Below are 1,077 nucleotides of genomic sequence, written 5' to 3'. Positions count from 1 at the left end.
TATATTCATCTCTTTTCCAACTGCTTCAAAGACTTCTACTGCTCTGTCTAATTGCTCTTTAGTATGATCTGCTGTTACCATACATCTAACTCTTCCTGTTCCCTTTGGTACTGTAGGGAATACTATTGCAGATACGAAAACTCCTTTTTCAAGTAATTTTCTACTAAATTCCATTGTCTTAGCTTCGTCTCCAATGATTACTGGAGTAATTGGTGTTTCACTATGTCCTGTATTGTATCCAAGGTTACCTATTTTTGATTTCCAGTATTTTGCATTGTCCCATAATCTATCTGTATACTCTGTTGATTCCATTAGCATAGTTATTGCTTCTGTAACTGCTCCTATTACTGCTGGTGGTAAGGATGTACTAAATAATACTGGTCTTGCTCTATGGCTTAACCAATCACACATTGTTTGGGAACCTGATACATATCCTCCCATTACTCCTATACCTTTGGATAAACATCCCATTGAGAAGTCAACTCTACCATGTAAGCCAAAGTGATCTATTGTACCTCTTCCACTTTCTCCTAATACGCCTGATCCATGGGAGTCATCTACATAAGTCATTGCTTCATATTTTTCTGCTAATTGAACTATCTCTGGTAATTTAGCTATATCTCCATCCATAGAGAAAACTCCATCTGTAATTATCAAGATATTTCTATATTTATCTCTTGATTCTTTTAATATTGCTTCTAAGCTGTCCATATCTGAATGTTTGTATATTCCTTTTGAAGCTTTTGATAATCTTGTACCATCTATGATTGAAGCATGGTTTAATTCGTCTGATATAATGATATCTCCCGCTTCTGTAACTGCTTGAATTGTTCCAGCATTGCAATTAAAAGCTGATTGATATAGGAATGCTGCTTCATCTTTTTTGAATTTAGCTAAAAGTGCTTCCAAATTCTCATGGATGTCCATATTTCCTATAATCGTTCTAACAGCTCCTGTACCTGCACCATATTTTTCTACAGCTTCAATAGCAGCTTTTTTAAGTCTTGGGTGGTTAGCAAATCCTAAGTAATTGTTTGATGATAAGTTAATTACCTTCTTGCCATTTAATATTACTTC

Annotated in this window: 1 protein-coding gene; it reads right to left on the bottom strand. The window is 34.9% G+C overall.

Annotation, left to right across the window (positions count from 1 at the left end; genetic code table 11):
• On the bottom strand, positions 1-1,077 hold a 1,077-nt coding region (locus tag RIN63_RS15265; RefSeq protein ID WP_310445615.1), incomplete at both ends, for a glycine C-acetyltransferase.

The sequence above is a fragment of the Tissierella sp. genome, assembly GCF_031460495.1.
In the GTDB taxonomy this organism is placed as follows: Bacteria; Bacillota; Clostridia; order Tissierellales; family Tissierellaceae; genus JAVKTS01.
The sequence above is the reverse complement of the archived record's forward strand: the minus strand, read 5'-3'. Positions and strand labels throughout refer to the sequence as shown.